Raw genomic sequence first — 25,605 nt, forward strand, 5'->3', positions numbered from 1 at the left:
TTTGATCGATAAATATATTGCCGTATGGGTTTCGAAATGGTAGGATGTTAATATCTTAAAAGTTTTGAAATTTGTCACATTATAATTTATTTTGATGAATGTTCTATAAGTACAGCTTAGTATTATCCAAATTGGGAATTTTTATAATGCGAATGAGAACAAGGGGAGAGACTACTACAAAGTAGCGCCGAAGGAGCAAACAAAAAATTTGTGAATCTCTCAGGCAAAAGAACTCTTGTTTGACGCAACTCTGGAGAGCGCTTCATTCATTTGAAGCCACCAAAGGGGACAGCCAAACGGTAAACTTTCAGGTGCCAGGACAGAGACCTTTCTTAAGTAAAGAGGGGGGTCTCTGTCCTTTTTTTTATGATTTTATAAGGGGGAAATAATAGTGGCGCAACTTAAAAGAACACCGCTTTTTGATGTATATCAGAAGTATGGTGGGAAAACCATTGACTTTGGAGGATGGGAACTGCCTGTCCAATTTTCAAGCATTAAAGAAGAACATGAGGCTGTAAGAACGAAGGCAGGTTTGTTCGATGTTTCTCATATGGGAGAAGTTGAAGTGAAAGGGACAGACAGTTTGGCCTTCCTTCAAAAAATGATGACCAATGATGTATCAAAGCTGCAAATTGGTGGTGCGCAATATACTGCTATGTGCTACGAGAATGGTGGTACGGTCGATGATCTTCTAATCTATAAATTGAATGAAGATCATTATTTGCTTGTTGTAAATGCTTCGAATATCGAAAAAGATTTCACATGGTTAAACGATCATGTTGAAGGGGATGTAACGGTTTTGAATCTCTCTGAACAAATGGGCCAGTTAGCTCTTCAAGGCCCGCTTGCCGAACAGGTTCTTCAGAAACTAGTTGAAACAGTGGATCTTTCGACAATTGGATATTTTAAATTTCAAGAGAAAGTATCCATTGGAGGAAAAGAGGCACTTGTTTCAAGAACAGGGTATACCGGAGAAGATGGCTTTGAGGTGTACTGTAATAGTGAAGATGCGACTTACCTTTGGGAAAAAATTCTTGAGGTAGGTAAAGAAGAAGGTGTTCTTCCTTGTGGCTTAGGCGCTCGTGATACTCTGCGCTTCGAGGCTAATTTGGCCCTGTATGGTCAGGAGCTTTCTTCCTCGATTTCTCCACTAGAAGCGGGTATTGGTTTCGCTGTGAAAGTAAATAAGGAAGAAGATTTTATTGGGAAGCAAGCTTTAAAGCAACAAAAGGAAGCTGGAGTTCCTCGGAAACTAATAGGAATTGAAATGATTGACCGAGGAATCCCAAGACATGGATATCCGGTGTATGTGGGTGAACAACTTGTAGGAGAAGTAACGACTGGAACACAATCACCTACGTTGAAAAGAAACATTGGTTTAGCGTTAGTGGATTCAGCAGTCATAACTAGAGAGTCGGAGCTAACCATTGAGATTCGTGGGAAACGCTTGAAGGTAAAAGTGGTACCAACACCATTTTATAAAAGGGAAAAGAAATAAGGGGAGGAACAAACGTCATGAAGCATCGCTACTTACCAATGACAGAAACCGATAAAAAAGCCATGCTAGAAGAAATCGGAATTTCCGATGTTCAGGAGCTTTTTAACGATATTCCAGAAAGTGTTCAGTTTAAGGGAGAATATAAGATTAAAAAAGCTAAATCGGAGACAGCCTTATTAAAAGAATTAACAACTTTGGCTGCTAAAAATGCCGACTTACGCTCACATACTTCCTTTTTAGGGGCAGGTGTGTATGATCACTACATGCCGGTTATTGTTGATCATGTTCTTTCGCGTTCAGAATTTTACACAGCGTATACACCATATCAACCAGAAATCTCACAAGGTGAGTTACAGGCAATCTTTGAATTTCAAACAATGATTTGTGAATTAACAGGTATGGACGTTGCAAACTCTTCTATGTACGACGGAGGGACCGCTTTGGCAGAAGCAGCGATGCTAAGCTCTGGTCATACGAAACGTAAAAAGGTGCTTCTCTCTAGTACGGTACATCCAGAAACAAAGGATGTAGTCAAGACGTATGCTAAAGGACAATACGTAGAAGTCGTAGAGATTCCATACAAAGATGGTGTGACTGATTTAGATGCTTTAAAGAGCGAAATGGGTGATGATATTGCAGCCGTTATCGTTCAATATCCAAACTTCTTTGGAAGAATCGAGCCGATGAAAGAACTCGAGGAAATCATACATGCTAACAAAGCAATGTTTGTAGTATCAAGCAATCCTTTGTCCCTTGGTGCAATAACACCTCCTGGAGCCTTTGGTGCTGATATTGTAGCGGGAGATGCGCAACCGTTTGGAATTCCAACATCATTCGGTGGACCACATTGCGGTTATTTTGCTGTAACGAATAAGTTGGTTCGTAAAATTCCTGGTCGTCTTGTTGGTCAAACAAAAGATGATCAAGGAAGAAGAGGGTTTGTTTTAACGCTTCAAGCAAGAGAACAACATATCCGACGTGACAAGGCAACATCTAATATTTGCTCAAACCAAGCATTGAATGCTCTAGCTGCTTCTGTCGCTATGACGGCTTTAGGGAAAAAAGGCGTCAAAGAAATGGCTGTGAGCAATATCCAAAGAGCTCACTATGCAAAGAAAGCATTTGATAATAAAGGATTCACAATTGCCTTTAATGGACCATGTTTTAACGAATTTGTTGTTGTACTAAATAAGCCTGTGAAAGAAGTGAACCAACAGCTTTTACAGGAAGGAATCATTGGAGGTTATGATCTCGGTCGTGATTATCCAGAGTTGAAGAATCACATGCTCGTAGCCGTAACCGAACTACGTACAAAAGAAGAAATAGATCTATTTGTTGATCGAATGGGGGATTATCATGCATAAGGAAGACCAAGCGCTCATTTTTGAATTAAGTACCTCTGGCCGAATAGGATATAGTCTCCCAGAGACAGATATCCCTGAGGTAAACATAGACGATTTAATTCCAGCAGATTATTTGCGAGCTGTTGAACCGAACCTACCCGAGGTTTCTGAGCTTGATATCATGCGTCATTACACAGCTCTTTCCAAAAGAAATCATGGAGTAGATTCCGGATTTTACCCTCTTGGATCTTGTACGATGAAATACAACCCAAAGATCAACGAAAACGTAGCTCGTATAGCTGGTTTTGCTCATCTACACCCCCTTCAAGATGAAAGCTCTGTTCAAGGTGCATTGGAGCTTATGTATGATCTTCAGGAGCATCTAATTGAGATTACGGGTATGGATGAAGTTACATTGCAGCCTGCAGCAGGTGCACATGGTGAGTGGACGGGACTTATGCTCATTCGTGCCTTCCATGAAGCAAATGGCGACACAAAAAGAACAAAGGTAATTGTACCAGACTCCGCTCACGGAACAAATCCAGCTTCAGCAACAGTCGCAGGTTTTGAAACCATTACTGTTAAGTCCGATGAAAATGGATTAGTTGATTTAAATGACCTAAGAAGTGTTGTTGGAGAAGACACGGCTGCCCTAATGCTAACCAACCCAAATACTCTTGGTTTGTTTGAGGAAAATATTCTGGAAATGGCGCAGATTGTTCACGAAGCTGGTGGAAAGCTTTATTACGATGGAGCAAACTTAAATGCAGTACTTTCTAAAGCTAGACCAGGAGATATGGGCTTTGATGTTGTCCATTTAAACCTTCATAAAACATTCACTGGCCCACATGGTGGCGGTGGTCCTGGTTCTGGTCCTGTTGGGGTGAAGAAAGATTTAATTCCATACTTACCAAAGCCAATTGTTACGAAGAAAGACGGAGAATTTGTGTTAGACTACGATCGTCCACAGTCAATTGGACGTGTAAAACCATACTACGGTAATTTTGGGATTAATGTAAGAGCGTATACGTATATTCGTACAATGGGTCCTGATGGATTAAAAGCAGTAACGGAATATGCTGTTTTAAATGCGAATTATATGATGAGACGTCTTGAACCATATTTTGATTTACCGTTTGACAGGCATTGTAAACATGAGTTCGTCCTAAGTGGAAAGAGACAAAAGAAGCTGGGTGTTCGTACACTAGATATAGCGAAGCGCCTGTTGGACTTCGGATATCACCCGCCAACTATTTATTTCCCGCTAAATGTAGAGGAATGCATCATGATTGAGCCAACAGAGACAGAGTCGAAGGAAACTCTAGATGCATTTATTGAAGCAATGATTCAAATTGCAAAGGAAGCAGAAGAGAACCCTGAAATTGTTCAAGAAGCCCCACACACTACAGTTGTAGGGAGATTGGATGAAACAACAGCTGCAAGAAAGCCAATTTTGAGGTATCAAGCATAGTGATGTTAAGAAAACAAAAAGGATTCCGCTCTAAAGAGCTAGGAATCCTTTTCTCTTACTTCACTTTAATTTTACCAGACCACTTTTTGAATCCGCCTTCAAGGTGAGAAAGATCTTTATAACCTTTACGGTAAAGTGTTTGTGCTGCACGGCCACTTCTCATCCCACTTTGGCAATATAGATAAACCGGTTTGTCAGGACGAATTTCTTTCATGCGCATTTTAAATTGCGATAGAGGAATGTTTCTAGCTCCTAAAATATGTCCTGCTTCATACTCGTTCGGTTCACGCACATCAATTAGTTGAGCTTTTCGATAGCCTTCACGGAATTGTTGTTCATTCAGCGTTTTTACAATTTTTCGTTGGTAGAGCCATGTAATCACAGAGTAAGCGATAATGGCAACTACAAGTATAAGGATAAAGTAAAGAGTATCCATAAAGTAACATGTCTCCTTTCGAACAAGCATTACGCCAAGTTATATTATATCGATGTTGAGACTTTGGGTAAAGAGGAACAACTTAATTTTTGAGGACATGTTACTTTCTTTCATTCGTTTCATTTGTTAAGCTAATAGAGCTAGATTTCAACATTAGAAAAAGAGGTTTCATTATGAACAAAGAAATATGGGGTTTCATTGATTCAGGAGAAGGATCTCCTTCTTTTAATATGGCATTGGATGAAGCATTACTTGATTGGCATAGTAAAGGAGAGATTCCGCCAATTATCCGCTTTTATGGCTGGAATCCGGCTACTCTTTCTATAGGATATTTCCAAAAGGTTGAGAAGGAAATCGATCTTGATAAGGTGAAAGAACATCACCTCGGTTTCGTACGTAGACCAACCGGTGGAAGAGGGGTACTTCATGACCAAGAGCTAACTTATAGTGTTATTGTGACAGAAGAACATCCCGACATGCCTAAAACGGTAACAGAAGCATACCGCGTAATCTCTGAAGGAATATTAAAAGGTTTTCAGCTACTAGGGTTAGAAGCTTACTTTGCGGTTCCTAAAACAGCAGAAGAAAGAGATTCTCTAAAAAATCCTCGTTCAGCTGTTTGCTTTGATGCTCCAAGCTGGTATGAGCTAGTTGTTGAGGGAAGAAAAGTAGCAGGAAGTGCGCAAACAAGACAAAAAGGTGTTATTCTGCAGCATGGTTCCATCCTACTAGATATAGATGAAGATAAGCTGTTTAGTCTTTTTAAATATCCGAACGAAAGAGTAAAAGAACGTATGCAAAAAGCCTTTAAAAACAAGGCTGTGGCCATTAATGAAATTAGTTCAAGACAAATAGAGGTAGAAGAAGCCAAACATGCTTTTAAAGAGGGGTTCGAACAAGGTCTAAATATAAAATTGCAACCATTTGAGCTTTCGGAAGAGCAGCTAGAATATGTTCATAAACTGGCGCGAGAACGGTATGAAAGTAATGAATGGAATTTTAAAAGATAAGCGTCGAAATATGTCGCTTTTCTTTTTTTTGTAAAGTTATAGGAAAAAAGCCTATAGTACGTAGGTTTGTCTCATTGTTAGAAAAAGCAAGGAGCGAAATTTGTTAAAATTTATCGCTTTCGCTCGAAAATCTACAAAAATCATCTCTTTTCGCTAGATTCTTAATTTTTTTGAGTTTGACAAAATTGCAGGTGTTTGAACTAAACACAATATATAGTGGTTGTTTTGGAAAAATATATACTATATGTAGACAATATAGTTGATTTCACAATTGGACTGTGGTAATTTAAGAATATTCCTAGCTGTGCTAGATTCTAAATTTCTATTAGTAGTTTTTTACAGAGTAGATTAAAAGAAGCATTTGTATATTTTAAAGGAGTTGTGTGTATGTCTGTTGCGTTTAGAAAAAAAATGAATATTGATGTCGAGAGCTTGAACAAGGACATTAGCTTGTTTCCTCAGGTGCATCCAGTAACCCCAGATATGAAGATTACTCATAAAGGGGTATCAAGACTAGTTATGCTTGACCGTTATACATTTAAAGATACGGAAAAGCTAACATTATCGAACGGAGATTTTGTTGTTCTTACAATTAAAGAAGATCCGAAGTTTCCTGCGAGAGGTCTTGGATTTATTCTTGAAATTGATTGGGACCAAAAGATGGCTAAAGTGCTTGTTGATGAGGAGTTTAGAGGAGTTCTAGATGACCCGGAAGAAGCTAGTACAGGAGTTATTAATCGTTCGCTTGATGTCATTGAAAAGCCATTGGAAGTGTTCTATGAGCAAATTGCGAAACGCAACGCAACAGGCTTGGCTTCAGTAGAGAGAACAGAAGAAAAGAAGGCTGAATGGTTCCAGAAGTTTTACCAGGAACTAGTTAACTTAAACTTCATTCCAGCAGGACGAGTTCTTTATGGAGCAGGTGCTGGAACAGAAGTAACATTCTTCAATTGTTATGTTATGCCATTTGTGCAAGATTCTCGTGAAGGAATCTCCGAGCATCGTAAGCAAGTAATGGAAATCATGAGCCGCGGTGGTGGAGTTGGAACGAACGGTTCAACCCTAAGACCAAGAAACACACTTGCTCGTGGAGTAAACGGCAAATCATCTGGTTCAGTATCGTGGTTGGATGATATTGCAAAGCTAACTCACTTGGTTGAACAAGGTGGGTCAAGACGTGGTGCCCAAATGATCATGTTAGCCGACTGGCATCCTGACATTATTGAATTCATTATTTCAAAAATGCAAAATCCAAGAATTCTTCGTTTCTTACTTGAGACAACAAAAGATGAAACGATTAAAAAATATGCGAAAGAAAAACTAAAGTTTTCTCCTCTTACAGAGAGTGAGCGTTCTATGTACCAAGGGATTGCTAATTACAAAACGATTCCAGGTCATGGTGGTTTTTCTGAGAAAAACATTGCAGACGCTGAAGAAAAGCTTGCTACTGGAGGAAATTTCTCCGTTCATAACTCAGAATTCTTAACAGGAGCGAATATTTCTATCTGTTTAACGAAAGAGTTTATGACTGCAGTTGAAAATGATACAGCGTACGAACTTCGTTTCCCAGATGTGGAAAGCTATGATGCTGAGGAAATGAAAGTTTACAACGAAGAGTGGCATAAAGTCGGGGACGTTCGTGAGTGGGAAAAACAAGACCATAAAGTACGAGTGTACAGAAAGATCCAGGCAAAAGAATTATGGAATCTTATTAACATCTGTGCGACATACTCAGCTGAGCCTGGAATCTTCTTCATCGACAACGCAAACGACATGACAAATGCGAAAGCATATGGTCAACAAGTAGTAGCTACAAATCCATGTGGAGAACAACCTCTTGCACCATATTCCGTGTGTAACCTTGCTGCTGTTAACTTAGCGGAGATGGCAGATAAAGAGACAAAAACGGTTAATTTTGAAAAGTTAAGACAAACGGTCGCTGTCGGCGTTCGTATGCAAGATAACGTTATTGATGCTACACCATACTTCCTTGAAGACAATAAGAACCAAGCATTAGGAGAAAGACGTGTAGGACTTGGTGTAATGGGCTTACATGATCTTCTGATCTATTGTGAGACAGAATACGGTTCTGAAGAAGGAAATGTTCTAATTGATAAAGTGTTTGAAACAATTGCAACAACAGCCTATGAAACATCTGTTGAACTAGCGAAGGAAAAAGGCAGCTTTCCGTTCCTTGTAGGCACTACAGATGAAGAAACGAATCGTCTTCGTAAAGCATTTACGCAAACGGGCTTTATGCAAAAGATGCCTGAGCATGTGAGAGAAGCTATTCTAGAAACTGGAATCCGTAATTCTCACTTGCTAACAGTAGCTCCTACAGGATCAACTGGAACAATGGTAGGTGTATCCACGGGTCTTGAGCCTTACTTCTCGTTCTCATATTTCCGTAGTGGACGTCTTGGGAAGTTTATTGAAGTAAAGGCAGATATTGTACAAGATTATCTTGACCGACACCCAGAAGCGGATCCTGATCAGTTGCCAAGCTGGTTCGTATCAGCGATGGAGCTTTCACCTGAAGCGCATGCTGACGTACAATGTGTCATCCAAAGATGGATTGATAGTTCAATAAGTAAAACGGTAAATGCGCCAAAAGGATATAGCGTTGAGCAGGTAGAAAAGGTGTATGAGCGTTTATACCGCGGTGGAGCAAAGGGTGGTACCGTTTATGTGGATGGATCACGTGATAGCCAGGTATTAACACTGAAGGCAGAAGAAAATACGGCTGATGAATTTGAGCCAAATGTGGAAAAAACACATGTGGTATTAGTTGATACCATTTCGGATCTTCGATCGACTGATGTGACCATTGGTTCTGAAGTTGGAAATACTTGTCCTGTATGTCGTAAAGGAAAAGTAAAAGAAATCGGTGGCTGTAACACTTGTACAAACTGTAACGCACAGTTAAAGTGTGGTCTATAATTTGAGGTTAAAGAGGATGGAAATAATTGTTCCATCCTCTTTTTTCGTTTCTTTATTTTTTTGTTCATACTACCTGTATAACTAGGTTGATGAAATGAGGGAAAAAAATGAAGCCATTCGTTCCACAGCTTGTTTATATAGAACCAGGTGCACTGGAGTATGAACTCGGTAAAGAATTGAAACGAAAGTTTGAAGACATGGGCCTTGAAATAAGAGAAACAACTTCACATAATCAAATACGTGGAATTCCTGGAGACAATGAACTTCAACAATACCGGAATGCAAAGTCCACCTTAGTTGTTGGTGTAAGAAGAACATTAAAGTTTGATACATCTAAGCCCTCAGCCGAATACGCCATTCCTTTAGCAACAGGATGCATGGGGCATTGTCATTACTGTTATTTACAAACTACATTAGGAAGTAAGCCGTATATTCGAACATACGTAAATCTCGAGGATATTTTTAATCAGGCTCAAAAATATATGGATGAACGAGCTCCAGAGATCACTCGATTCGAAGCCGCTTGTACATCAGACATTGTTGGCTTAGATCATTTAACTCATTCCTTAAAGAAAACGATTGAGTTTATCGGTCAAACAGAGTATGGTCAGCTTCGTTTTGTAACGAAATATCATCATGTCGACCATTTGCTTGATGCGAAACATAATGGGAAAACACGATTTCGCTTTAGTGTGAATTCACGGTATGTAATTAAAAATTTCGAACCGGGAACATCAACATTTGATGAACGTCTTGAAGCCGCTAAGAAAGTAGCTGATGCGGGTTATCCACTTGGGTTTATTGTTGCCCCTATTTATCTTCATGAGGACTGGAAGGAAGGGTATCGAGAGTTATTTGAACGTCTAAGTGACTCATTACAAGGAATTGAGTTGCCTAACTTAACCTTTGAATTAATTCAACACCGTTTTACGAAGCCAGCCAAAAAGGTAATTGAAAAGCGCTACCCGAAAACAAAGCTCGAAATGGATGAAGAAAAAAGAAAATACAAATGGGGGCGTTACGGAATTGGAAAGTACGTGTATCAAACCGATGAAGCAGCAGAAATGGAGCAAACGATTCGAGGGTATGTAAAAGAGTATTTTCCCAATGCAGAGGTTAGCTACTTTACGTAAAAGGCCCATACGATAAAAAAATAAAATGATTTAGATTGTCCGCCGTACTATTTCATGAAGTTACTGCTTAAAGATGTATCATATATGTGCATCTAAGGAGTGACTTTCATGTATATTGACGGCGTTTTTTCTGGGGGAGGCATTAAGGGAATTGCCTTAGTTGGTGCCTATGAAGCAATTGAAAATAGAGGCTTTCGATTCAAAAGAGTGGCAGGAACGAGTGCAGGCTCCATTATTGCGTCGTTAATTGCTGCAGGCTATACAAGCAAAGAGGTTTATGAGCTTATAAATGAATTGGATTTAAAAACGTTTTTAGATACTCGGCCTTCGTATCTACCCTTTCGTGTGGCTAAATGGATTCTTCTTTATTGGCGACTTGGGATTTACAAGGGACAGAAACTTGAAGAATGGCTTGCTGAAAAGCTTGCACAAAAAGGTGTTCGAACATTTGCAGACCTTGAACCACAAGCTTTAAGAGTTGTCGCTTCGGACTTATCAAATGGCCGATTAATTATCCTCCCAGATGATTTGCCGTACTATGGAATTAATCCAAATTCATTTTCAGTTGCGAAAGCAATCCGAATGAGCTGTAGCTTACCTTATTTCTTTGAACCAGTTAAAATAAAGCATGACCATACGACAAGTACAGTTGTTGATGGTGGGGTTCTTAGTAATTTTCCCATGTGGCTATTTGATAGTGAGAATGTAAAAAAGGTCCGACCCGTATTAGGAATCAAACTTTCTCATAGTATTCAAGATCGACCGATTAAACAAATAACCAACGCAATTAAGTTATACGAGGCTCTGTTTGAGACAATGAAGGATGCTCATGACTCGAGGTATATTTCAAGAAAGCATGAAAAAAATATCATCTTTATCCCTACAGAAGGGGTATTAACAACGGAGTTCGAATTGACTGAGGAAAAAAAGCAAATCCTTTTCGATTTAGGGAAGGAAAGAGCTTCCCAATTCTTTTCAAAGTGGAGTTATTAAAAAGAGAAACCGAGCGTCTAAAAAGATGCTCGGTTTTTCTTTTTACCTTTTCGACCTTCAATGACCGTTAAATGTGTGGCTGATTTGGATTTATTCGCATGCTTTTTTAACGAAGTAATGGAGCCACTTTTGGCTGAAGGTTTCCGACCCTCTTTTTGTACATACTTCTTTTTTGAACGCTTAGCAGCTTTGCGGAACGCATGCTGTTCTTTTTTGTCGGGACTTCCCTTATAAAAATGTCGAACCAAAAAGTACAGAATGACTCCGACAATTACAAACACAAAAATACTTTTAAAAAATTCACTCGGATTGACCATAAGTCTAGAAACTACACCAATGGCAGCTAAAGTAACTAAACAAACGATAAAAATAAGCGAAGTTCGATTTTTCATGAAAGCCACCTCCCTAAAAGCATGATTAGCATTTTTTTCCGCTTTTAAACTAGCTGCTATGACAATTACACAATTTCCACCCATTCTTGGTTAAAAGATGAGGAGATTGGGCTTGCACATTTTAATGGTGAGGTTGTTATTGTATAAAACGTTTTAAAGGTATTAATTAATTTATGCAACTTTCCACGATATTGGAACACCGTTTTTACATTTGTTTAATAAAATCTTATCTTATTATTTATTCTACTAGAAAAGGAAAAAAACCTCTATCATGTAGACTTAAATTGACAGAAATCAAATTATTTTTATTTATAAGTAAGATAAGAAATGCCGTGGGACATAATACAAATGGAGGTGGTTTTAATGGCAGAAAATAAGGGGAAATATGAGCAAGAACAGCACGAAAAACCATTATCATTTATGTCTATGGTCATTATTACAGGGTTTGTAGGAGGAATACTATGGAGTGGTCTTGCATTTATTGCTTGGTATTTTAACTTCACTGAAATTCATCCAAGGGTTATCTTAGAACCATGGGCGATCGGCGCATGGAAGAAACAATGGCTTGGTACTGTCATTTCGATTATTCTTCTCGGAGTTATTTCAATTGGGGTTGCCATTATGTATTACATAGCGCTCAGACGTTTTAGGAGTATATTTATTAGCATGGGCTTTGGACTTGCGTTACTTGCATTGGTATTGTTCGTACTTAACCCAATCTTCCCTGGAATTCCTCCATTTAGAAAGTTGGAGTTAAATACTTTAATTACTACAGCTTGTTTTTATGTTTTATATGGGACGTTTATCGGTTATTCGATTTCCTATGAAGAACATGAAATGAAGAAAATAAAAAAGGCCAACCATGAACCTCAGTTCTCTCCAGACTAGTGTAACGAAAAAAGGATGTGTTAGAATGTTCTTATTGAGCATTCTTTTTTCGTTACACAGAATAAACATACGAAAGGGAGAGAATGATGGAAAAATTAAATAAATTAAGAGCTGAGATAGAAAAGTTAAATATTGATGGAATCCTTATAACAAGTAGTTTTAATCGTCGCTATATGTCTAATTTCACTGGGTCAGCGGGAGTTGTCCTCATTAGTAAAGATCGTGCACAATTTATTACTGATTTTCGTTACGTCGAACAAGCAGAAAAGCAATGTGTAGGTTTCGAAATCGTAAAGCATAACGGTACCATACCTGAGGAAGTAGCAGCACGAGTTAAAGAGCTTGGAATCACTAGACTTGGCTTTGAACAAGAACATGTTACATATTCTTCTTATCAATCCTATAAAGAAGCAGTCCAAACAGAACTAGTACCATTATCAGGCGTGATTGAAAAGTTGCGCTTGATAAAGACTGACGCAGAGATTAAGATATTAAAGGAAGCAGCAAAGATTGCAGATGCTGCGTTTACACATATTTTAGGCTTTATTCGTCCAGGGATAACAGAGTTAGAGGTTTCGAATGAGCTTGAGTTCTTTATGAGAAAAAGAGGTGCAACTTCATCATCTTTTGATATAATTGTTGCTTCAGGAATTCGATCTGCACTTCCTCATGGAGTGGCTAGTGAAAAAGTGATTGAAGCAGGTGATTTTGTAACACTTGACTTTGGGGCATATTATAAAGGCTATGTATCCGACATTACAAGAACTGTATCAGTTGGAGAACCTGATGATAAGCTAAAGGAAATTTACAATATTGTATTACAAGCACAATTACTTGGGATGGAAGGAATCAAACCAGGAATGACGGGAAAAGAAGCCGACGCGTTGACAAGAAATCATATTTCTTCACATGGGTATGGTGAATATTTCGGTCATTCGACGGGACATGGTATTGGTCTAGAAGTGCATGAAGGTCCTGCACTATCAGTAAGATCAGATCTTGTTCTTCAAGAAGGAATGATTGTAACTGTTGAACCTGGTATTTATATTCCAGGGCTTGGCGGTGTTCGTATTGAAGATGATACGATTATTACGAAGGATGGAAATGAATCCCTCACTTACTCTACAAAAGAACTTATTATTCTTTAATGCACTTATTAGGAGGATTTATTAATGATTTCAGTAAACGATTTTCGTACAGGTTTAACAATTGAAGTAGATGGCGGCTTATGGCGTGTAATGGATTTCCAACACGTTAAGCCTGGAAAAGGTGCGGCATTTGTTCGTTCAAAGCTTCGTAACCTCCGCACAGGAGCAGTTCAAGAAAAGACATTTCGTGCGGGAGAAAAGGTAGCGAAAGCGCAAATCGACAACCGTAAAATGCAGTATTTATACGCAAACGGAGAGCAACATGTTTTCATGGACGTAGAGTCATATGATCAAATCGAGCTTCCTGCAACAGCAATTGAATATGAACTAAAGTTTTTAAAAGAAAACATGGAAGTTCATATCATGATGTATCAAGGTGAAACACTAGGAGTTGAACTTCCTAATACTGTTGAGCTTGAAGTTACTGAAACAGAGCCAGGTATCAAAGGTGACACAGCATCAGGCGGAACAAAACCTGCTATTTTAGAAACGGGTCTTTCTGTTCAAGTGCCTTTCTTTATTAACCAAGGTGATCGATTAATCATCAACACAACAGAAGCTTCATACGTTTCAAGAGCTTAATAATGTACTTATTATAATGAATGAAAAAGACACTCGATTGAGTGTCTTTTTTTGTTACGTAGTAAATTGGAAGACGGCCGTAAGGGTTGCCTTAACTTGGAGCAGCCCCGGTTCTATCGTTGTACTTACTCCTTTTACCATAGGCATCGTAGCATAAAGTGGTTCAGGGATTGTTACAGCACTGCCACCTTCAATAATGTGTATAGGCGGATGCTTGAGTTGAACACGTAAGGCTTGTGCAACCGCTGCAGCCTTCTGTGTCGCATCATTAACGGCAAGAGTGAGTGCTTGTTGTTGTTGATTTAAGACATTCTTTGCTGAAAAATTAATCGCTTGTATACTGTTTGCTCCACTTTCTATTGCTTTATCAACGACCATGCCAATTTGCTCCATATTGGATAAAGTAACTGTTAGACGATGCTCTACTTTATAATTTCTAAACGTTTGCACGCCATCAACAAAGTCGTATTGAGGGAAAATGGAATAATCAGATGTTTTAATTTTGTCTCTCGGAATTTGGAGTGCAAGTAAAGCATCCACAACAGCAGAACTCAATTGTGCATTTTCTCGTTGTGCGGGCACGAGTTCCTTATTCTCCGTAATGATCCCAATAATAACATCGGCCTGGTCAGGTTGTATATCAACTGTTCCTTCCCCTATCACCCTAATTTCATTTGTATTTGTTGCTCTAGAAGGATAATGGTTCCATACATGGGTGTAATCTTGATACATATCATCCCCTCCTTTTTCAGTAATTCTCTTTGTAAAATGTATGCAGTCTAAGGAATAAGATTCTACTCTTATTTATAGAATTCAGGAGTCATAATGTGGCCAAGCAGGCATACAAATGAATTAATGAGAAAGGTTCTGAGGACAGGAGGAAATGTTATGGAAGACGTTATTGGTATGTTACCTAAAGCAATTGCCAATCAAATGAATCAACTGTCACCCTTTCAATTAAATGATATGGAAGAAATTCGAATCAGAATTGGTCGCCCCTTGGAAATTACCTGTGGGGGAAAACCAATCTTTTTATCTTATACGGTAAAAGCAGAAGATGCGATACAACTACTGAATAAGATCAGTCATTTTTCTATCTATACATTAGAAGAAGAATTAAAAAGAGGATATGTTACGGTGGCAGGCGGCCATCGGGTAGGTCTTGCAGGGAAAGTAATTTTGGAGGCGGGCAAGGTGAAAGCAATTACAGATGTTTCATCTTTTAACTTCCGTATAGCAAGAGAGAAAATCGGGATTAGTCATAGTCTCCTCCCATTTCTATATGAAGGAGACTGGTTGCATACCATGATCATTGGTCCGCCACAGACAGGAAAGACAACGTTAATAAGAGATTTAGCGAGAGTGATTTCAACAGGTACAAAAACGATACCAGCAGCCAAGGTTGGAATTGTTGATGAGCGATCTGAGATTGCCGGAAGTATAAATGGTGTTCCTCAGCTGACATTCGGACCGAGAGTAGATGTATTGGATTCTTGTCCAAAAGCTGAAGGAATGATGATGATGATTCGCTCTATGAGCCCTGATGTGTTAGTTGTAGATGAAATTGGTAGAGAAGAAGATGGCGAGGCTATTTTAGAAGCAGTTCATGCAGGAATCTCGCTTTTAACGACGACACATGGCCATTCGTACGCAGATCTTGTAAAAAGACCCACATTAACACCGATTATCAATAGTGGAATATTCCAAAGATTTATCGAATTAAGCCGATTAGAAGGGCCAGGCACGATACTTTCAGTGAAGGATCAACATGGTAGGGAAATGGTCAGAAAAGTGAGTGTGACATAAATGATAAAGTTAATCGGAGCCGTTTTTATTATCATTGCTACTACTTGGACGGGCTTTGAAGCCTCTAGGCACTTAACAGAAAGGCCTCGTCAACTAAGACAATTAAAGTCTGCGTTACAATCACTTGAGGCTGAGATCATGTATGGTCATACCCCTCTTCATGAAGCAGCTAGAAGATTAGCTTCACAGCTTTCCAAGCCTCTTTCTTGGTTTTTTGAATCCTTTTCGAAGAAACTAACCAACTCTGAGACTACGGTAAAAGATGCGTGGGAGGAAAGTCTACAAGAGGTTTGGAAGCTCACAGCGTTAAAACAAGGAGAATATGAGATTATGAAGCAATTTGGTGAGACGCTTGGGAGACATGATCGTTTCTCGCAACAAAAACAAATTCGTTTGGCATTAACCCATCTAGAGCGTGAAGAAGCGGATGCGTATGACAAGCAATCGAGATATGAAAAAATGATGAAAAGCTTAGGATTTCTATCAGGGTTACTTCTAGTTATTCTATTGATGTAAAAAATCGAATGTGGTCTTAGGAGGATAAGCAAATGGGTTTAGAAGTGGATATTATTTTTAAAATAGCTGGAGTAGGCATTGTAGTTGCGTTTTTACACACAATTCTCGATCAAGTCGGAAAGAAAGAGTACGCTCAGTGGGTAACTTTATTTGGCTTTATTTATATATTGTTTATGGTTGCTTCTATTGTGGATGAATTATTTCAAAAAATCAAATCAGTGTTCCTATTCCAAGGGTAAAGGAGGGTTTGACGATTGAAATTTTACAAATAGTTGGGTTTGCACTTATTGCTACCTTTTTAGCTCTTGTAGTAAAGGAGCAAAAACCAAATTTCGCCTTTTTGCTAATCGTATTTGTTGGATGTTCCATCTTTCTCTATTTAATCGACCAAATCTACGCGATTATCCATATGCTTGAAAAAATAGCGATAAATGCAAATGTAAATATCATTTACGTAGAAACCATTCTGAAAATTATCGGAATCGCTTATATCGCGGAGTTTGCTTCTCAAATTACAAAGGATGCGGGACAAGCTGCAATTGCCTCGAAAATTGAGATGGCTGGGAAAATACTAATACTTGCTATGGCGATTCCCATTTTGACTGTACTGATAGAAACAATTATTGCATTAATCCCAAATTAGTTGAGCCACTGAACAGAATAAAAGAAGGTGAAAAAGTTGAAGCAACTAATCTTCAAAACAATCTCTCTCTTATTTCTCATTCTATTTTTGTTAGTCCCAACAAGTAAGGCAGAGACAAACGATGAAACTCAATCTTCTTCACAGTCAGTCCTAAATCCTGAACAAATGATGGAGGAACAGCTTGAAGCTTTAGATATCGATGAAATGAAAGTGTTCTGGGAAAAGATTACGACAGAATACGGAGGGTTTCTCCCTGAAAGTCAAAAGGGAAGCCTATACGATTTTATTAAAGGGGACAAGCAATTTTCCTTAAAAGAGTGGACGAATGGAATAATTAAATTTATTTTTCACGAATTTGTTGTGAATGGAAAACTTCTTGGGACCCTTATTTTACTTACCGTGTTCTCCATGTTTTTGCAAACACTGCAAAATTCATTTGAAAAGAGCACAGTTAGTAAAGTAGCGTATGCGATTGTATTTATGGTGTTAATTATTATCGCGCTAAATAGTTTTCATGTAGCCATCCAGTATACAAATGATACGATAACAACTATGATTTCCTTCATCTTAGCGCTTATACCGCTACTTCTTGCATTGATTGCCTCGTCGGGGGGGCTTGTATCTGCAGCCTTTTTCCATCCAGTGATTTTATTCCTTATGAATAGCAGTGGAATGTTTATACAATATGTGGTTTTACCACTTCTGTTTTTAGGAGCTGTACTTAGCATTGTGAGTATTTTATCAGAGCATCACAAAGTGACTCAATTGGGCAATCTGTTAAGAAATTGGAGCATTGGATTACTCGGGATCTTCCTGACCGTTTTCCTTGGTGTTCTAAGTGTCCAAGGAGCTTCAGCTGCTGTGACAGATGGTATTACGATTCGAACAGCGAAATTCATTACCGGTAATTTTATCCCAGTTATTGGACGAATGTTTACAGATGCCACTGACACGGTGATTAGTGCTTCTCTTTTACTGAAAAATACCGTTGGAATTGCAGGGGTAGCCATTTTGCTATTAATTGTCGCTTTTCCAGCGATCAAGATATTAATGATTGCCTTTATTTATAAGTTTGCAGCTGCCGTTTTACAGCCTCTAGGAGGAGGACCTGTTATCGCTTGTTTAGAAATCATTAGTAAAAGTATTGTTTTCGTGTTTGCTGCTTTAGCTATCGTATCTATGATGTTTTTTTTAAGTTTAACCGTTGTCATTGCAGCTGGAAACCTTACGATGATGGTCCGTTAGGAGGGTTGGAATGGATTTTCTAAAAGATTGGATCACAAATATTATCCTTTTCGTCTTGCTGGCAACAGTTGTTGATATGCTGCTTCCAAATTCGAATATGCAAAAATACACCAGGATGGTTACTGGATTATTGCTAATAGCAATTATTCTTTCACCCGTTCTGAAAATATTATCTAGTGATTTCGAGGAGAGTCTCTCCTCTATAACCCAAGTAGACTCCATTTCAGAAAAAAATATAGAAAATTCAATAGAATTGAAGAAAAAAGAAATACAAGCCTCTTTTGATGCATATGCTTTAGAAGAAGTGGCTGTCCAATTAAAAAAGGACGTTGAAGAGGAGTTGATGGAACAGTACGGTTTAGAGATTGCTAGTATCGATTTATCAGTGGATGAAACGAGCAGCGCGACCTTCCCAGACAATCTTCAAGAGATATCTGTTACATTACGAGAATCAACAACGGAGGATGTAGTAGAAGTCGTACAAATGGTTGATATTGATACGAACTCACCTCTACCATCTAAGTCGGTAAGTGAACAAAACGAGGAAATGTCTTCACTTCTCTCTGAAAAATGGGATGTAAACAAAGACGCTGTTGAAATCTTCATAGAAGGGGGGAACAAATAAGTGGAAAATGATACAGAAAAAGATAAAGAACCTAACCAAGATAAAGGGCCAATTACATTCCTAAAAAAACTATTTAGTAAAGATAGCCCTCCTGAAAAAAAATCTAGTAAATATCAATACTTCTTAATCGTCTTATTAATTGGAGCCGCCATTATGTTAGCAAGCAATTTGCTAATAAATCCAAATCCAAGTTCTTCAGCTGTGGAAACGGGAGCAAATGCCGATGAATCAAGCGAAGACGTTGAAACATTTGGACAGAAAAAAATAGATGGGAATGAAATCATTGCCGCCTATGAAGATCATTATGAAAATCAATTAAAGGAAACACTTGAGGGAATTGTCGGCGTTGGAGAAGTCATTGTAGCAGTAAATGTCGACGCGACTGAGAAAAAAATTCTAGAAAAAAATGTGGTTGTTCAGTCCCAGAAAACCGAAGAGGTTGACCGTGAGGGTGGGCAAAGAACAGTCGAAGACCAATCAAAGGATGAACAGTTAGTTATTATCCGAGATGGGGAAAAAGAGGTTCCTATTGTAATAGAAACGAAGAAGCCAGCTATTCGTGGCGTCATCGTAATTGCAAAGGGAGCTGATAATATACAAGTGAAAAAATGGATACTTGAATCCGTTACCAAACTATTAGATGTACCGGTTCACAGAGTATCTGTTATGCCTAAAAAATAAAAGGGGGATTTATAGATGTTATTGAAAAAACAAACGGTTTGGTTATTAACAATGCTTAGCTTAGTTGTTGTATTATCGGTATATTACATTACTTCTCCAGAACAGCAAATGAATAATATGGCTACGGTAGAAAAAGAAGCAGAGGAAGATTCAACAGTAAGTGGAGAAAATAAATCAGAATCTGGGGAAACTGTCATTTCTAGTACTGCTAACGATGAAATGTTTGAAGCACTACGCTTAGAGCTAGATGAAGAGAGAAGTAAATTAAAAGAAGAGCTAGAAACGACTGTTGCTTCAACGGATCTACCAACGGAAGACATTAATGCAGCTCTTGATAAAATTAAAGAATTAAATGATGTGACTCAAAAAGAAGCGTATCTTGAAACAATGATTGTAGCGATGGACTATGAAGATGCTTTAGTAAGAGTAAGCGATGATGAAGTTCGCGTCACTGTAAAAGCAAAAAGCCACTCACCAGCAGCTGCAAATGAAATCTTAAAGTTAGTACGCTCTGAATTAAGCGGGCTGAAGCCAGTGGTACAATTTCAAATAAGTAAATAATAGAAAAACGGAAAGCCTGAGCGCTTTCCGTTTTTTATTCAAATAGGCCTAATTTATTACAAACTTTAGTCACGGGAGGGGAATATGTATGTGAAATTTAAAAAAATCTAATATTTCAAAAATGAAAACGTGGTCTTTTGTCGAATATGTATATAGAGGAATAAAGGTTGAACTTCTATGAGGTCTTATCGTATGATATTAGTATCTAGTGCTAAAAAGTAAATTAGAGGTGAGTATGATGTTAAAGGTTCAAGAAATTAGAGAGTTAATAAAACTTGTAGATCAATCAAGTCTAGATGAATTTGTTTATGAATATGAAGGTGCAAAAATTAAAATGAAAAAGAATGCGGCTGTTGGAACAGTTACTGTAAAGGAACAAGTTACCCCAGCACCTGTAGTCGTTGCTGAAAGAACACCAGCACCAGTGGCTGCTGTAGAGGTAAAGCAAGAGGAGCCAATCGCACCTCAAACACAACCAGCACAAACACCCGCTGCTGATACTGCAAACTTACATAAAATCACGTCACCGATGGTTGGGACTTTCTATCAATCACCTTCACCTGACGCTGATGTGTATGTTAAGGTTGGCTCAAAGGTTTCAAGCGATTCAGTGGTTTGTATCGTAGAAGCAATGAAGTTATTTAATGAAATTGAAGCTGAAGTTAACGGAGAAATTGTTGAAATACTTGTAAAAGACGGACAGTTAGTGGAGTATGGTCAACCGTTATTTTTAGTTAAGCCAGAGTAAGGAGCTGTCTGCTATGATAAAAAAGTTATTAATTGCGAACCGAGGAGAAATCGCCGTTCGGATTATTCGAGCTTGTCGTGAGCTTGGAATTGAATCTGTTGCTGTATATTCTGAAGCGGACCGTGAATCTTTACATGTTCAGCTTGCAGACGAAGCATATTGCATTGGACCAACGGCATCAAAGGACAGCTACTTAAATTTTACTAATATCATTAGTGTAGCTAAGCTAACTAGCTGTGACGCAATTCATCCTGGTTATGGTTTCTTAGCTGAAAATGCTGACTTTGCTGATCTTTGTAGAGATGTGAATATCACTTTTGTTGGACCATCTCCTGAAGCCATCTCTAAGATGGGAACAAAGGACGTTGCTCGTGAAACGATGAAACAAGCAGGAGTTCCCATTGTTCCTGGATCCCAAGGAATCATTAAGGACGATGAAGAAGCCATTGAATTGGCAAATAAAATTGGTTACCCAGTTATAATAAAAGCGACTGCTGGTGGGGGCGGAAAAGGGATTCGTGTGGCCCGAACGGAGAGTGAGCTAATCAAAGGGATTAATATTACTCAACAAGAAGCATTAACTGCTTTTGGTAACCCTGGGGTATATATCGAAAAGTTTATTGAAGAGTTCCGACATGTTGAGATACAAGTACTTGCAGATAATCATGGTCATGCCATCCATTTAGGGGAAAGAGACTGCTCCATCCAAAGAAGACTTCAAAAGCTTCTTGAGGAAACGCCATCTCCAGCCTTAGACGGAGAAGTAAGACATGAAATGGGAACAGCGGCCGTTAAGGCAGCACTAGCGGTTGATTATTCTGGTGCAGGTACAGTAGAATTTATTTATGATTATCAAAACCGTAAGTTTTATTTTATGGAAATGAATACTCGCATCCAAGTAGAACATCCTGTCACAGAGATGGTAACTGGTGTAGATCTTATTAAGGAACAAATTAAAGTGGCATCTGGTGACAAGCTTAGTTTAACCCAAGAAGAAGTTATGTTTAATGGGTGGGCGATTGAATGCAGAATTAACGCAGAAAATCCAATGAAGAAATTCATGCCTTCTCCTGGTAAAATAGAAATGTATCTTCCTCCAGGAGGTTTAGGAGTTCGTGTGGATTCAGCTGCATATCCTGGTTATACGATTCCTCCATACTATGACAGCATGATTGCGAAGCTGATTACTTACGGAAGTACTAGAGAAGAAGCAATCGCACGCATGAAAAGAGCGTTAAGTGAATTTGTCATAGAAGGAATTCATACAACGATTCCATTCCACTTAAAACTCTTGAATCATGAAAAGTTTGTTGAAGGAGACTTTAACACGAAATTTCTTGAAATGTATGATTTAATGGAAACAGGAAAATAATGTTGGAGGTGCTTTGAATGAGCGAAAATAACATCTTGGAAATGAATCCAGGAAACTCTGGTCTTGGGAAAGTAGAGATTGCACCTGAAGTCATTGAAGTAATCGCTGGAATTGCTGCGTCTGAAGTAGAAGGAGTTTCTCAAATGAGAGGAAACTTTGCATTAGGTGTCGTTGAGCGATTAGGTAAGAAAAATCATGGCAAGGGTGTTAAGGTGGAGCTTGGAGAAGACGGAATTAAAGTGGATGTGTATTGCTTAATGAAGTTTGGTGTTTCCATTCCAACTGTTGCTCAAAAGGTTCAAGATAATATTCGACAAGCGCTTTTGAATATGACTGCACTTGATGCTAAGGAAGTAAACGTGCATATCGTTGGTATTCAATTTGAAAGTACGAAGCAAGAGGTTGAACAAGAACAAGAGCTGTAATTTATTCACTCTAAAGAGTCAAGGACAACAAAAATGTCTTTGGCTCTTTTTTCTTTCGAGTATTTCATGTATGATGAGTTATTATGCTATGATCATATTGATGATTAGGTATCTCAACCAATAAAGGAGTTTAGGATAGATGAAAAGAAGAACGGCAAGAGAAAAGGCGTTACAAGCATTGTTTCAAATTGACATGAGTGAAGCAAATCCAAAGGAAGCGATTCTTCATGTATTAGAAGAAGAGCGTGGAGATGACTACCTCTCTGATTTAGTTGGTGGGGTTGTGGAACACAAAAGTCAGATAGATGAAATGATTAAAGAGCATTTAGAAAAATGGACAATCGAGCGAATTGCGCCAGTGGATCGGAACCTGTTAAGACTGGCTGTTTACGAACTTGTATACTTGAAAGAAGAAGTACCTGCAAACGTTGTTATTGATGAAGCGATTGAGATTGCGAAAGTTTTCGGAGATGAGCATGCTAGTCGATTTGTAAACGGAGTTCTCTCTAAAATAAAGCAACAAACAGAAAAGCAGTAATTCCGTTTTGCTGAAAAGGGGGAATCGTTGTGACAGCTCATACAATTGATGGGAAAGAATTAAGTAGAAAAAAGAGAAGAGAAATCCAGGCAGACGTTCAGGACCTTAAAAAAGCGGGAGTTGTACCAGGCTTAGCGGTCATTTTAGTTGGCGATGATGATGCATCACGTACATATGTGACTAACAAACAGAAAGCATGTAAGGAGCTTGGAATATATTCGGAGCTTATTACATTTGACTCAACTGTTACTCAAGACATTTTGCTAACTAAAATATATGAGCTTAATGAGAGTAAAGATATACATGGGATATTAGTACAACTTCCACTTCCAGAACATTTGGATGAAGACGAAATCATTAATGCAATTACACCGATGAAAGACGTTGATGGTTTTCATCCGATTAATGTGGGAAAGATGGTTATAGGACAAGATGCTTTGATGCCATGCACCCCCTCAGGTGTGATTGAGATGCTCGAAGATAATGCTATTTCTCTATCTGGAAAGCATGTGGTGATTGTGGGACGAAGCAATATCGTCGGAAAACCCCTAGGGCAAATGCTATTAAACCGTGATGCTACGGTTACTTACTGCCATTCAAAGACTCATGATTTAGCATCATTCACGAATCAAGCAGATATTTTAATTGCTGCTGTAGGGAGAGCTAATTTTATAACTGCCGACTATGTAAAACAAGAGGCTGTAGTCATTGATGTTGGAATCAACAGAAACGAAGAAGGGAAGCTCTGTGGTGATGTTGCTTACCATCAAGTAAAAGAAAAGGCCTCCTATGTTACCCCAGTACCAGGTGGAGTCGGTCCCATGACCATTACTATGCTCATGTATAACACAGTCAAAGCCGCGCGAAAAGCTATTCAAGGATAGATTTTCACAAAAAACAGCCCTTTTTTATAGGTAATCCCTTTTCCAAATCTTCATGACGTGACTGAAAAGTGATTTATCCTTATAATTAGATAGGACTGTTTTTTTGCGTGATCCATACCTTTGCTGATAAAGGAGTACTAAATGGAAGAAAAGCAATATGTAACAATAACTGCCTTAACCAAATATATAAAAAGAAAATTTGACGCTGATCCACATTTACAGGATATGTACGTAAAAGGGGAAATTTCAAACTTTAAACAGCACTCCAGTGGACATATGTACTTTACATTAAAAGACGAAAAGGCAAGAATCCTTGCCGTCATGTTCTCAAGCTTCAATAAATCCATTAAATTTAGACCAGAAAATGGAATGAAAGTGTTAGTGAAAGGTGATATCACCGTATACGAACAAAGTGGTCAGTATCAAATGTACATAAAAGAGATGCAGCCCGATGGAATTGGCGATCTTTATTTAGCTTTTGAACAGCTAAAAGAAAAACTATTAAAACAAGGGTTATTTTCAAAGGAACATAAAAAACCTCTGCCAAAATACCCCCACACCGTTGGGGTAATTACCTCCCCTACGGGAGCAGCGATACGAGATATTCTAACGACCCTTAAAAGAAGATATCCGATTGCTAATATAATGGTCATTCCTGCCCTTGTTCAAGGAGAACAAGGAGCTACATCTATTGTAAAGGCAATTGAACAAGCAAATCAATTACATGAGATTGAGGTATTGATTGTTGGACGCGGTGGGGGTTCAATCGAGGAACTATGGTCGTTTAATGAGGAAATAGTGGCAAGGGCCATTTTTGCATCCAGAATACCGATTATATCTGCTGTTGGTCATGAAACAGACACAACCATTGCTGATTATGTAGCAGATCTTCGAGCACCGACTCCTACGGGTGCCGCAGAGCTCGCTGTCCCACATATTGATGAATTAATTGAAAGAGTGTTAACAAGACAAACAAGGATTATTCGAAAAATTAAAGAAAAGATAAATGTACAAGCACAGCGATATGATCGCTTGAGTAAATCATACGCCTTTAAGTATCCACAAAGATTGTATGAACAAAAGTTAGAGCAGGTTGATAAGTCGACAGAATTATTACAGAGAGCAGCACAAGCTTTATTCTTAAATAGAAATGAAGAGTATATTCGTACGAAACGAAGACTTGAAAGAAATAATTTGAATACACTTCTTCAAACAGCCGTTCAGCAGCAAACAAAGACCGAAAAGGCATTAAACCGTGCCTTTGCAAACCTTCTTTTAGCAAAGAAAAAAGAACATCAAAGAGTGAATATGGCATTGGATGCATTAAGCCCTTTAAAAATTATGGATCGAGGATATAGCCTCGTCTACGATAAAGAAAATCACTTAGTAAAAAGTACAGACCAAATCCAACTTAATGATAATATTAAAATAACACTTGTAGATGGTTCTATCACTTGTGAAGTGTTAGAGATCGAGGGGAAGGATCAAAAAAATGAGTAAAGAAACGAAAGTAAGCTTTGAAGAAGCAATGCAGCAGCTTGAAGATATCGTTGAACAACTAGAAGAAGGTGATGTACCTCTAGAAGAGGCCATTTCTATTTATAAAAAAGGTATGGAGCTCTCGAAGCTTTGTCACGATAAGCTTCGCAATGTAGAGGAGCAGCTAACAGAAATTCTTACCGAGAATGGGAAGAAGGAAACCTTCTCTATTCAAGAGGAGGAATAGA

The 25,605-nt window shown here is 38.5% G+C and carries 28 protein-coding genes and 1 riboswitch; of the genes, 25 read left to right on the top strand and 3 right to left on the bottom strand.

Annotated features, from left to right (window positions below; all coding sequences use genetic code 11):
- Window positions 1-152 precede the first annotated feature (152 nt).
- Window positions 153-245, top strand: a riboswitch (glycine riboswitch).
- A 146-nt stretch (window positions 246-391) separates the two neighbouring features.
- From gcvT to gcvPB, 3 genes are read left to right on the top strand one after another with little or no spacing between them, the layout of a single operon-like run.
- The gene (gene gcvT, locus ACVBAX_RS01720; protein ID WP_447115641.1) at window positions 392-1,498 is read left to right on the top strand and encodes a glycine cleavage system aminomethyltransferase GcvT; all 1,107 of its coding nucleotides are present in this window, start codon (window positions 392-394) and stop codon (window positions 1,496-1,498) included.
- A gap of 17 nt (window positions 1,499-1,515) precedes the next feature.
- On the top strand, window positions 1,516-2,862 hold the full coding sequence (gene gcvPA, locus ACVBAX_RS01725) for an aminomethyl-transferring glycine dehydrogenase subunit GcvPA (RefSeq protein WP_447115642.1): 1,347 nt from the start codon (window positions 1,516-1,518) through the stop codon (window positions 2,860-2,862).
- Complete coding sequence (gcvPB, locus tag ACVBAX_RS01730; protein WP_430774896.1) at window positions 2,855-4,312, top strand: aminomethyl-transferring glycine dehydrogenase subunit GcvPB; 1,458 nt, start codon at window positions 2,855-2,857, stop codon at window positions 4,310-4,312. The genes gcvPA and gcvPB overlap by 8 nt, the downstream gene beginning before the upstream one ends.
- 55 nt (window positions 4,313-4,367) lie before the next feature.
- Here gcvPB and ACVBAX_RS01735 read toward each other — a convergent pair whose 3' ends face one another.
- Window positions 4,368-4,748, bottom strand: coding sequence for a rhodanese-like domain-containing protein (locus ACVBAX_RS01735; RefSeq protein WP_119709106.1), 381 nt, complete (start codon window positions 4,746-4,748; stop codon window positions 4,368-4,370).
- Window positions 4,749-4,921: 173 nt separating this feature from the next.
- On the opposite strand from ACVBAX_RS01735, the gene ACVBAX_RS01740 reads away from it, so the two are divergent.
- The 4 genes from ACVBAX_RS01740 to ACVBAX_RS01755 all read left to right on the top strand — a co-directional run bounded on the left by ACVBAX_RS01740 (window position 4,922) and on the right by ACVBAX_RS01755 (window position 10,824).
- A complete protein-coding gene (locus tag ACVBAX_RS01740; protein WP_447115643.1) occupies window positions 4,922-5,758 on the top strand; it encodes a lipoate--protein ligase family protein in 837 nt (278 codons plus the stop codon).
- A gap of 387 nt (window positions 5,759-6,145) precedes the next feature.
- A complete protein-coding gene (locus ACVBAX_RS01745; protein ID WP_447115644.1) occupies window positions 6,146-8,698 on the top strand; it encodes a vitamin B12-dependent ribonucleotide reductase in 2,553 nt (850 codons plus the stop codon).
- 107 nt (window positions 8,699-8,805) lie between these two features.
- Window positions 8,806-9,831 carry a spore photoproduct lyase gene (splB, locus tag ACVBAX_RS01750; RefSeq protein ID WP_447115645.1) on the top strand — a complete coding sequence of 342 codons (1,026 nt, stop codon included), beginning with the start codon at window positions 8,806-8,808 and terminating at the stop codon, window positions 9,829-9,831.
- Between the two features lie 108 nt (window positions 9,832-9,939).
- A complete protein-coding gene (locus tag ACVBAX_RS01755; protein ID WP_430774899.1) occupies window positions 9,940-10,824 on the top strand; it encodes a patatin-like phospholipase family protein in 885 nt (294 codons plus the stop codon).
- Between the two features lie 17 nt (window positions 10,825-10,841).
- Here ACVBAX_RS01755 and ACVBAX_RS01760 read toward each other — a convergent pair whose 3' ends face one another.
- Window positions 10,842-11,216, bottom strand: a complete 375-nt coding sequence (locus ACVBAX_RS01760; protein ID WP_447115646.1) for an SA1362 family protein — start codon at window positions 11,214-11,216, stop codon at window positions 10,842-10,844.
- A 363-nt stretch (window positions 11,217-11,579) separates the two neighbouring features.
- Between ACVBAX_RS01760 and ACVBAX_RS01765 the strand changes: the two genes are divergently transcribed.
- From ACVBAX_RS01765 to efp, 3 genes are all read left to right on the top strand, one after another.
- The gene (locus tag ACVBAX_RS01765) at window positions 11,580-12,104 is read left to right on the top strand and encodes a YqhR family membrane protein (RefSeq protein WP_447115647.1); all 525 of its coding nucleotides are present in this window, start codon (window positions 11,580-11,582) and stop codon (window positions 12,102-12,104) included.
- Between the two features lie 86 nt (window positions 12,105-12,190).
- Window positions 12,191-13,252, top strand: a complete 1,062-nt coding sequence (gene pepQ / locus ACVBAX_RS01770; protein ID WP_447116017.1) for a Xaa-Pro dipeptidase — start codon at window positions 12,191-12,193, stop codon at window positions 13,250-13,252.
- A 24-nt stretch (window positions 13,253-13,276) separates the two neighbouring features.
- A complete protein-coding gene (gene efp / locus ACVBAX_RS01775; RefSeq protein WP_430774903.1) occupies window positions 13,277-13,834 on the top strand; it encodes an elongation factor P in 558 nt (185 codons plus the stop codon).
- A gap of 54 nt (window positions 13,835-13,888) precedes the next feature.
- Here the strand turns inward: efp and ACVBAX_RS01780 are convergent, their stop codons facing one another.
- A complete protein-coding gene (locus ACVBAX_RS01780) occupies window positions 13,889-14,566 on the bottom strand; it encodes an SIMPL domain-containing protein (protein ID WP_447115648.1) in 678 nt (225 codons plus the stop codon).
- Window positions 14,567-14,722: 156 nt separating this feature from the next.
- Here ACVBAX_RS01780 and spoIIIAA point away from each other — a divergent pair, with 156 nt between their 5' ends.
- The 15 genes from spoIIIAA (at window position 14,723) to ACVBAX_RS01855 (ending at window position 25,604) form a co-directional block, all read left to right on the top strand.
- Entirely contained in the window at window positions 14,723-15,640 is a 918-nt protein-coding gene (gene spoIIIAA / locus ACVBAX_RS01785; protein ID WP_447115649.1) for a stage III sporulation protein AA, read from the top strand.
- Window positions 15,641-16,156 carry a stage III sporulation protein SpoIIIAB gene (spoIIIAB, locus tag ACVBAX_RS01790; RefSeq protein WP_119709094.1) on the top strand — a complete coding sequence of 172 codons (516 nt, stop codon included), beginning with the start codon at window positions 15,641-15,643 and terminating at the stop codon, window positions 16,154-16,156.
- A 32-nt stretch (window positions 16,157-16,188) separates the two neighbouring features.
- The gene (gene spoIIIAC, locus ACVBAX_RS01795) at window positions 16,189-16,395 is read left to right on the top strand and encodes a stage III sporulation protein AC (protein WP_077213937.1); all 207 of its coding nucleotides are present in this window, start codon (window positions 16,189-16,191) and stop codon (window positions 16,393-16,395) included.
- 8 nt (window positions 16,396-16,403) lie between these two features.
- Complete coding sequence (spoIIIAD, locus tag ACVBAX_RS01800) at window positions 16,404-16,799, top strand: stage III sporulation protein AD (protein WP_119709093.1); 396 nt, start codon at window positions 16,404-16,406, stop codon at window positions 16,797-16,799.
- Between the two features lie 36 nt (window positions 16,800-16,835).
- On the top strand, window positions 16,836-18,044 hold the full coding sequence (gene spoIIIAE / locus ACVBAX_RS01805; RefSeq protein WP_447115650.1) for a stage III sporulation protein AE: 1,209 nt from the start codon (window positions 16,836-16,838) through the stop codon (window positions 18,042-18,044).
- A 10-nt stretch (window positions 18,045-18,054) separates the two neighbouring features.
- Window positions 18,055-18,669: a stage III sporulation protein AF gene (spoIIIAF, locus tag ACVBAX_RS01810; protein ID WP_447115651.1), complete on the top strand. Its 615-nt coding sequence runs from the start codon at window positions 18,055-18,057 to the stop codon at window positions 18,667-18,669.
- Window positions 18,670-19,350 carry a stage III sporulation protein AG gene (spoIIIAG, locus tag ACVBAX_RS01815; protein ID WP_447115652.1) on the top strand — a complete coding sequence of 227 codons (681 nt, stop codon included), beginning with the start codon at window positions 18,670-18,672 and terminating at the stop codon, window positions 19,348-19,350.
- 15 nt (window positions 19,351-19,365) lie between these two features.
- Entirely contained in the window at window positions 19,366-19,911 is a 546-nt protein-coding gene (locus tag ACVBAX_RS01820; RefSeq protein WP_447115653.1) for a SpoIIIAH-like family protein, read from the top strand.
- A 238-nt stretch (window positions 19,912-20,149) separates the two neighbouring features.
- Window positions 20,150-20,659 carry an acetyl-CoA carboxylase biotin carboxyl carrier protein gene (gene accB, locus ACVBAX_RS01825; protein ID WP_447116018.1) on the top strand — a complete coding sequence of 170 codons (510 nt, stop codon included), beginning with the start codon at window positions 20,150-20,152 and terminating at the stop codon, window positions 20,657-20,659.
- A gap of 13 nt (window positions 20,660-20,672) precedes the next feature.
- A complete protein-coding gene (accC, locus tag ACVBAX_RS01830) occupies window positions 20,673-22,031 on the top strand; it encodes an acetyl-CoA carboxylase biotin carboxylase subunit (RefSeq protein WP_447115654.1) in 1,359 nt (452 codons plus the stop codon).
- 17 nt (window positions 22,032-22,048) lie between these two features.
- Window positions 22,049-22,456 carry an Asp23/Gls24 family envelope stress response protein gene (locus ACVBAX_RS01835; protein ID WP_119709082.1) on the top strand — a complete coding sequence of 136 codons (408 nt, stop codon included), beginning with the start codon at window positions 22,049-22,051 and terminating at the stop codon, window positions 22,454-22,456.
- A gap of 139 nt (window positions 22,457-22,595) precedes the next feature.
- Window positions 22,596-22,994, top strand: coding sequence for a transcription antitermination factor NusB (gene nusB / locus ACVBAX_RS01840; RefSeq protein WP_447115655.1), 399 nt, complete (start codon window positions 22,596-22,598; stop codon window positions 22,992-22,994).
- A 29-nt stretch (window positions 22,995-23,023) separates the two neighbouring features.
- Window positions 23,024-23,878 carry a bifunctional methylenetetrahydrofolate dehydrogenase/methenyltetrahydrofolate cyclohydrolase FolD gene (gene folD / locus ACVBAX_RS01845; RefSeq protein WP_447115656.1) on the top strand — a complete coding sequence of 285 codons (855 nt, stop codon included), beginning with the start codon at window positions 23,024-23,026 and terminating at the stop codon, window positions 23,876-23,878.
- A 141-nt stretch (window positions 23,879-24,019) separates the two neighbouring features.
- Window positions 24,020-25,378, top strand: a complete 1,359-nt coding sequence (xseA, locus tag ACVBAX_RS01850) for an exodeoxyribonuclease VII large subunit (protein WP_447115657.1) — start codon at window positions 24,020-24,022, stop codon at window positions 25,376-25,378.
- The gene (locus ACVBAX_RS01855) at window positions 25,371-25,604 is read left to right on the top strand and encodes an exodeoxyribonuclease VII small subunit (protein WP_447115658.1); all 234 of its coding nucleotides are present in this window, start codon (window positions 25,371-25,373) and stop codon (window positions 25,602-25,604) included. The genes xseA and ACVBAX_RS01855 overlap by 8 nt, the downstream gene beginning before the upstream one ends.
- Window position 25,605: the final 1 nt, after the last annotated feature.

Source organism: Robertmurraya sp. GLU-23, assembly GCF_052983275.1.